Here is a 7,299-nt window from a genome sequence, read left to right on the forward strand (position 1 = left end):
CGCCGGCCGGCGCGGCTGCGAGAGTGCCGCGACGGCCGGCGGGCAGCTCGGTCAGGTGTTCGCCGAGGCGGCGGCGACCACCTTGCGCCGCCACGGCTTGAGCACCGCAATCGCCAGCACCGAGGCGAGAATGTTGGCGCCGGCGGCGATGAGAAACACCAGGTTCCAGTTGCCCGTGCCCTGCTGCACATAGTTGGCGAGCGGCACCAGGAGCGCCGCCGTGCCCTTGGCGGTGTAGAGCAGGCCGGCATTGGTGGCCGCGAACTTCGCGCCGAAGGTGTCGGTGCAGGTCGAGGGGAACAGGCTGTAGATCTCGCCCCAGGCAAAGAACACGAAGCCCGACAGCAGCACGAACCACAGCGGATCGTGGCCCCACAGGTAGAGCATGTAGATGCCGACGCCTTCCATGGCGAAGGCGATGAACATGGTGTTCTCGCGGCCGATGTTGTCGGACACCCAGCCGAAGAACGGGCGGGTGAGGCCGTTGAGCACGCGATCGATGGTCGCCGCGAAGGTGATCGCGGTCATGGTCACGCCCATCAGCGTCACCGGGATGCTGTCGACCTTGATGTCGGCGGCGATCGGCTTGAGGTTCGCCGTCACCATCAGGCCGCCGGCGCCGACGATGACGAACATGAAGTACATCAGCCAGAAGATCGGCTGGCGCACCACCTCGACCGGGCTGTAGTTGCGCCGGGTCTGGATGATGTTGGCGTTGGCGACCATCTCCGGCACCTGGCCGGGCCTGGGCGCCAGCAGGATCAGCGACAGCACGCAGATGATGACGCCCTGGCCGATGCCGAAGTTGAAGAACGCCGCCTGGAAGCCGCTGGTGGCGATCATGCTCTGGATCGGTGCGACGGTGAGCGCGGAGCCGGCCCCGAAGCCGGCGGCTGTGATGCCGGCGGCGAGGCCGCGCTTCTCCGGAAACCACTTCAGCGCGTTGCCGACACAGGTGCCGTAGACGGCGCCGGCGCCGATGCCGGCGATGATCTGGGCGAGGTAGAACGCGCCGAGCGTGGTGGCATAGGCGTTCATCACCCAGCCGATGGCGCACAGCACGCCGCCGAACATCACGACCACGCGCGGGCCGTACTTGTCGACGAACCAGCCCTCGATCGGCACCAGCCAGGTCTCGAACAGCACGAACAGGGTGAAGGCCCACTGGATCGCGGCGCGATCCCAGCCGAAGGTCTTCTGGATGTCGGGTACGAAGAACGTCCAGCCATATTGCAGGTTGGCGATCATCACCATGCAGATCACGCCGATGGTCAATTGCATCCAGCGGTAGCCTTCGCCGACCCGCGCCGCGGGCAGAGACGCCGTTATCGTCATCGTTGCTTGCTCCCCTTCATCGCCCTGGCGGGCGTTTTTTTGCTGGCGAGGCGCGCGGCTTGTCGCCGGCGTCCCGTGTTGTGGTCAGATGTGTCCGATCATCCACCCCCGGCCGAATCCGAGTTCGGCTTCTGCTATTGCCTCGGCCCCGCGCAGCAGTGCGCGCAGGGCAGTCGTTACGGTGATCTGGTCGCCCTGCAGCAGCGTCGACAGCAGCAGCATCGCCAGCGGCACCATCACCAGATGCAGCACCGTGAAATCCGGCGGGGCGCGGCGACGGGCGGGAAGGGCTGTCGGCATGGCATGGTCCTCCGCGGCTGTCGTGTCCGGCTCACCCCTTCATCAGCGTGTCGGCGATGCTGCGCATGACTTTCTCCGGCCGGTTGCCGGTCAGCGCGTAGAACGTCGAGCCGCGCTGCCAGTACACCGTGGTCTCGTTCGGCGAACGCGCCACGGTCGGCTGGATTGCGTGAGCGCGGTCGGTGCGGCTCGCGAACAGCGACAGCTGTCCGAGCGCGCCGGCGGTCAGCGTCGCCTCGATGCTCGATCCCGCATGTGACGGGTACGTTTGCACGTCGGACAGCCGCCAGTCGTCCTTGAGCCTGGGCATCGCGATATCGGTGCGCGAGAAGACCTCTTCGGCATCCTCCATGCGCGTCCGGGCGCGCGCCAGATGGCTGCGGTAGGCGTGGACGGCGTCGACCACGAAGGCGGGCGCGTCGTCATCGGCCGGAATGGTGAAGGCGCCGGCCTGCCAGTGGGCGTACCAGCCGATCCCGATCAGCCCCGCCACCGCCGCGGCGCGGGCGGTCCATTGCCGCAGCTCCCTGATCTGCAGGCGGTGCTCCAGCCGCCGTGCGGTGGCGACGAGCCGGCGACTGGGGGCGGCGGTCGATGCAGCGCAGGCGAGCTTCAGCGCGCCGCGGGTGCGAATGTCCGCGAACACCTGCGCGGCGGCGTCCGGGTGAGCAGCGAGATAGGCTGCGACCTCAAGCTGCCGCTCGAGGGCAAGCTGCTGGTCGACATAGGCGTTGAGGTCGTCGGCGCCGATCGGATCAGCCATGGTCGGTCCTCAAGAGGCGGAGGTTGCTGCTCGGCGCCCGTGGTGTGGCGGCGGGATCATCGGCCGCGCGCAGGGTCTCGCGCGCCCGGCCGATGCGGGACATCAGTGTGCCGAGCGGGATGGCGAGCAGGTCGGCCGCATCGCGGTAGCTCATGTCCTCGACCACCACGAGATAGAGCGCCGTGCGCTGTTCTTGCGGCAGGCTGTCGAAGCGCTGCGACACCTCCTGCAACTGCAGGCGGCTCTCCTGGTCCGGTGGCGCTGCGGCTTCGGTCTGTGTCGAGACATGGCGCAGATGGCGCGCGTCGGCATCGGCCCGGCGGCGCTGGTCGATGAAGGTGTTGTGCAGGATGGCGCGCAACCAGTTGGTCAGGTTCTCGCCGGCGCGGTAGGTCGCGCTGCGCTCGATGGCGCGCAGCAGCGTGTCGTGCACGAGGTCTTCGGCACGGGCATCGTCCCGCGTCAACGCGCGCGCATAGCGCTGCAGCGCTCCCAGTGATCCGACGATGTCGTGACGCCCCAACGTGCTCATCAACCGGTATACGGATCAGTACCGGTTTTCATCCTGACCGAAGTCGGATTTCAGCGATCGGGCGAAGCTGCCTTGTGTCCCGCGGCATATTGCCACGCCGCGACGAACATGCCCCACATCGCGCCGAGCATCATCCAGAAGTGGCGCCAGTGGTCGACGTCGATGATGAAGCTCTCGCCGACGGTGCCGAGGAAGGCGGCGAACACCGCGAGATAGGTCCGCTGCCAGGGCACGCGTGCGAACACGTGGCGGAAGCCGAGCAGCACCGTTGTGAACACCAGCGCCGGAAAGCAGATGCCGGAGATCCAGCCGCCGGACATGAAGGCGTTGAGGTAGGAGTTGTGAGTGTCTTCCGGAAAATACTTGGTGAACTGCAGCGGGCCGATGCCGAGCGGCAGGTCGAGCGCCATCTGTGCGCCGAGCACATAGCGGCCGAAGCGGCCGAAGCGGCCGGCATCATAGCTCTGCTCGAATGCGGCGCGTTCCTTGAACAGGTTGCCGATCGAGTCGAACGACAGCAGCACGGCGACTGCGAATATCGCGACGGCGACGCCGACGACTGCGAGGATCACGAGGCGCGCCCGCTGGGTGGGCGAGGGGCTCGTGATGTACATCAGCACCAGCAGCAGCGCCGCGGTGAACACCAGCTGTCCCCAGGCGGCGCGGGAGAACGACAGCAGCACGGCGAGGGCGATGATGCCGAACATGATGGTGCTGCGTGCCGCCTTGGAGAAGCGGTCAGTGAGCACGCTCTGCAGCGTGAACAGCGCCGGCAGGATCAGGAACGCGCCGAGCACGTTCGGGTCCTTGAAGGTGCCGGCGGCGCGGCTGTAGAGCGTGAATGCCTCGGGGCGTCCGGGCACGAGATGGAAATAGCCGATGATGCCGGTCAGCGAGGCGATCATCGCACCGACGATCAGGCCGCGCCGGAACGCGGCGAGGCGCGCCGCGGTATCCTGAGCGAACACCATGGCGAAGAACACCGCCGAGACCGCCATGTACCAGGAGGTCAGGATCCAGTTGATGATCTTGCCGTCATCCAGAAGGTAGGCGGCACAGATGGTGTAGCCGATGTTGATCAGGAACAGGAACAGCATCAGTGGCACGAACGGCATCCGCAGCCGCAGGCCGGTGATGGCGAAGAACGCCAGCGAGGCGACGACCACGAGCTCGTAGGGGCTCGGCTCGATGATCACGACGCTGCCGGAAATGCCGGCGAGCCACATCAGCGCCAGTTGCACGGCGGAGACGCCCGGCACCGCCGGTGGGGCCGGAACGACAACAGGGATCGCCGCGCGATACGCCATGGCACTCGGTACTCGTGTCACACCACACACGGGCGCGCCGTCGGTGCGCCCGTCGTCGTCTCATCTGTCCTGGCCGGCCGCGGCGCGGCCGGGGCGTTGCTTCAGTAGGCGTTCTCGGTCTTCAGCAGCGCCAGCGGCGTCTTGGCGAGGATGTAGAGATCGAACAGCACCGACCAGTTCTCGATGTAGTAGAGATCGAACTCGACGCGCTTCTGGATCTTTTCCTCGTTGTCGATCTCGCCGCGCCAGCCGTTGATCTGCGCCCAGCCGGTGATGCCCGGCTTGACGCGGTGGCGTGCGAAATAGCCGTCCACGGTCTCGTCGAACAGGCGGTTCTGCAGCTTGCCCTGCACGGCATGGGGGCGGGGGCCGACCAGCGACAGGTTGCCCTTGAACACCACGTTGAACAGCTGCGGCAGCTCGTCGAGGCTGCTCTTGCGGATGAAGCGGCCGACACGGGTGACACGCGGATCGTTCTTGGTCACCACCTTGGAGGCGGTGGGATCAGCCTGGTGGTGATAGAGCGAGCGGAACTTGTAGACGTCGATGCGCTCGTTGTTGAAGCCGAAGCGCTTCTGGCGGAACAGCACCGGCCCCGGGCTGTCGAGCTTGATCGCCAGCGCCACCAGCGCCATCAGCGGCGACAGCAGCAGCAGGATCAGGCCGCCGACGACGTGGTCGAACAGCCACTTCATCACCAGGTCCCAGTCGGTGATCGGCTGCTCGAACACATGCAGCGTCGGCACGTCGCCGAGATAGGAGTAGGAGCGCGGGCGGAAGCGCAGCTGGTTGGTGTGCGCCGACAGGCGGATGTCGACCGGCAGCACCCACAGCTTCTTCAGCATTTCGAGGATGCGCGCTTCCGCCGAGATCGGCAGCGCGAACAGCACGAGATCGACGCGGGTGCGGCGGGCGAACTCGACGATGTCGTCGACCTTGCCGAGCTTGGGCAGGCCGGCACAGGTGTTCTGGGCGCGGTTGTCGCCGCGGTCGTCGAACACGCCGAGGATCTTGAGGTCGGAATCGTGCTGGGTGCCGAGCGCGGTAATGAGCTGCTCGCCATTGCTGTCGGCGCCGACCACCACGGTGCGGCGGTCGAGCCGGCCCTCGCGCGCCCAGCGGCGCACCAGCGAGCGCACCACCATGCGCTCGGCGGCCAGCACCACGATGCCGGTCAGGAAGAACACCGACAGCCACACCCGCGACACCTCGCCGCCGAGCTTGGCGAGAAACGAGGCGCCCATGAACAGCAGGAACACCAGGCACCACGACGAGATCATCCGGGTCAGTTGATGCAGCCGGCCGCGGAACACCTGGATGTCGTAGATGTCGGCGGCCTGGAAGCTGATCACCGCGGCCAGCGCCATGGCGACGATCGCGAGCACATAGGACCAGGAGAAGCTGCTGCCGCGCACCACATAGGCAAAATAGACGGCAAGGCCGCTCAGCGCGATCAGGACGAAGTCGGCGAGCCGCACCATGCCGGCGATCACCACGGGCGAGACGGCAGAGCGCACCTTCTCGTTGGCGAGGGTCAGTGCGGCCGGCGACAGGCGACGGCGGCGCTCGATGCGGGGAACGCCATTGACCATGACGGTGGGGGCCGCGCTGGCGGCGTCGATGAGCGAGCGTGCGTCGATCGGTTCCACGGCAATATATTGGTTGCTGCCAGGGCCCCGGAGTGAGGGCTTCGGCATAGCTAATGCGCGGCGGGATGCCGCGCATCCTCGCTTAACGGACAAATCGGAAAAAATCGTTATTGCGGAAAGATTTGGTTAACGCTTTGCGAACGCTTCGCGGTATCCGGCAAGCACGCCTTCGACCATCGCGTTCTGGGAGAAATGGTTGAAGATCCGCTCGCGCAGCGCATCGGCGCGCTGGCGTGTCGCGGCGGCATCCGCCAGTGCGGCGTCGATCGCGGCGGCCATGGCGGCGACGTCGCTGCCGGTGAACAGTGCGGACGCATGCGGCCCGAAGATCTCCGGAATGCCGCCGACATTGGCCGCGATCATCGGAATTCCGGCGGCGCCGGCCTCGATCACCACATAGGGCATGGAGTCGCCGCGCGAGGGGACCACCAGCAGGCGTCCCTTGGAGAAGCCGTAACGCGCCTTGACGTGGCCGGCGAAGCGCACGGCGTCACCGAGCTTGAGCCGTTCGACCTGGGCCTTCAGCGCCGCGGTTTCCTCGCCGTCGCCGCCGAGCGTCAGGGTCACCGGACGGTGATTGGCGCGCAGCCGCGCAACCGCATCGATCAGCAGATCGGCGCCCTTGATATGGCGGAACTCGCCGACATAGGTGAGGTCGGTGGCATCATCAGCAAGCGCCACCGGGTCGAACTCGCCGGCGGTGACGCCATTGAACACGCAGTGCACAAGGCCGGCGGGCTTGCCGATGCGGTCCTGATAGGTATCGCGGGCGAACGCGCTCTCGAACAGGAACAGTTCGGTGCGGTTCATCAGCGCCCGTTCGAGCCAGGCATAGACCTTGCCCTCGACCGTATCGGTCGGGAAGTGCAGCGACCCGCCATGGGGCGTGTAGACGCGGATGGCGTGCTTCGGCGCCGGTCCCGAGCGCACGAACACGCCGGCCTTGGCGCCATGGCCATGCAGCACGTCGGGACGCAGCCGCCGCGCCAGGGCGCTGAAGCGCGCCCACACGATGAGGTCGGTCGGGTGGGGCGGCCGGTGCATCGCGATACGGTGGACGCCAAGCTTGAGACGCGGGGCGATTTCAGCCAGCGCCGCCGCGGCGCGCTCGCCGCCGGTCAGGCTGTCGGCGACAATCCCGACGGCGTGGCCGCGCTCGGCCTGGCCGTTGGCGAGATCGAGGATGTGGCGGATGATGCCGCCCACCGGGGCGCGCACCGTGTGAAGGATGCGCAGCGGCTGCTGTGGCGTGTCGGTCATGGTCAGAACCAGCGCTCGCCGACGACGACGGTGTCGCCCGGGCGCATGATGGTGCCGAGCGGCACGGTGGCGCGGACGGCGCCGTTGCGGTCGGTGCGGGTGAGATCGACCGAGGCCTTCTGCGCCCGCGGCGAGAAGCCGCCGGCGATCGCC

The 7,299-nt window shown here is 67.2% G+C and carries 7 protein-coding genes and 1 pseudogene; all 8 read right to left on the reverse strand.

The genetic code is table 11. The features are described 5' to 3' along the window. Nucleotides 1-51 precede the first annotated feature (51 nt). Nucleotides 52-1,335: an oxalate/formate MFS antiporter gene (gene oxlT, locus AB4Z37_RS29540; protein ID WP_441520284.1), complete on the reverse strand. Its 1,284-nt coding sequence runs from the start codon at nt 1,333-1,335 to the stop codon at nt 52-54. An 84-nt stretch (nt 1,336-1,419) separates the two neighbouring features. After that, nucleotides 1,420-1,635, reverse strand: coding sequence for a hypothetical protein (locus AB4Z37_RS29545; RefSeq protein WP_441520285.1), 216 nt, complete (start codon nt 1,633-1,635; stop codon nt 1,420-1,422). Nucleotides 1,636-1,666: 31 nt separating this feature from the next. Then, nucleotides 1,667-2,398, reverse strand: a complete 732-nt coding sequence (locus AB4Z37_RS29550; RefSeq protein ID WP_441520286.1) for an anti-sigma factor family protein — start codon at nt 2,396-2,398, stop codon at nt 1,667-1,669. Next, nucleotides 2,391-2,930, reverse strand: a complete 540-nt coding sequence (locus AB4Z37_RS29555) for a sigma-70 family RNA polymerase sigma factor (RefSeq protein WP_441520287.1) — start codon at nt 2,928-2,930, stop codon at nt 2,391-2,393. Before AB4Z37_RS29555 ends, AB4Z37_RS29550 begins: the two co-directional genes overlap by 8 nt. 50 nt (nt 2,931-2,980) lie before the next feature. After that, nucleotides 2,981-4,237, reverse strand: a complete 1,257-nt coding sequence (locus tag AB4Z37_RS29560; protein ID WP_441520288.1) for an O-antigen ligase family protein — start codon at nt 4,235-4,237, stop codon at nt 2,981-2,983. 101 nt (nt 4,238-4,338) lie between these two features. Next, nucleotides 4,339-5,886 carry an undecaprenyl-phosphate glucose phosphotransferase gene (locus AB4Z37_RS29565; RefSeq protein WP_441520289.1) on the reverse strand — a complete coding sequence of 516 codons (1,548 nt, stop codon included), beginning with the start codon at nt 5,884-5,886 and terminating at the stop codon, nt 4,339-4,341. A 126-nt stretch (nt 5,887-6,012) separates the two neighbouring features. Then, nucleotides 6,013-7,146 carry a glycosyltransferase family 4 protein gene (locus tag AB4Z37_RS29570; RefSeq protein ID WP_441520290.1) on the reverse strand — a complete coding sequence of 378 codons (1,134 nt, stop codon included), beginning with the start codon at nt 7,144-7,146 and terminating at the stop codon, nt 6,013-6,015. Nucleotides 7,147-7,148: 2 nt separating this feature from the next. Beyond that, a pseudogene (locus tag AB4Z37_RS29575) lies at nt 7,149-7,299 on the reverse strand (polysaccharide biosynthesis/export family protein); the annotation flags it as partial.

It is taken from the genome of Bradyrhizobium sp. 2TAF24, assembly GCF_052115025.1.
In the GTDB taxonomy this organism is placed as follows: Bacteria; Pseudomonadota; Alphaproteobacteria; order Rhizobiales; family Xanthobacteraceae; genus Bradyrhizobium_A.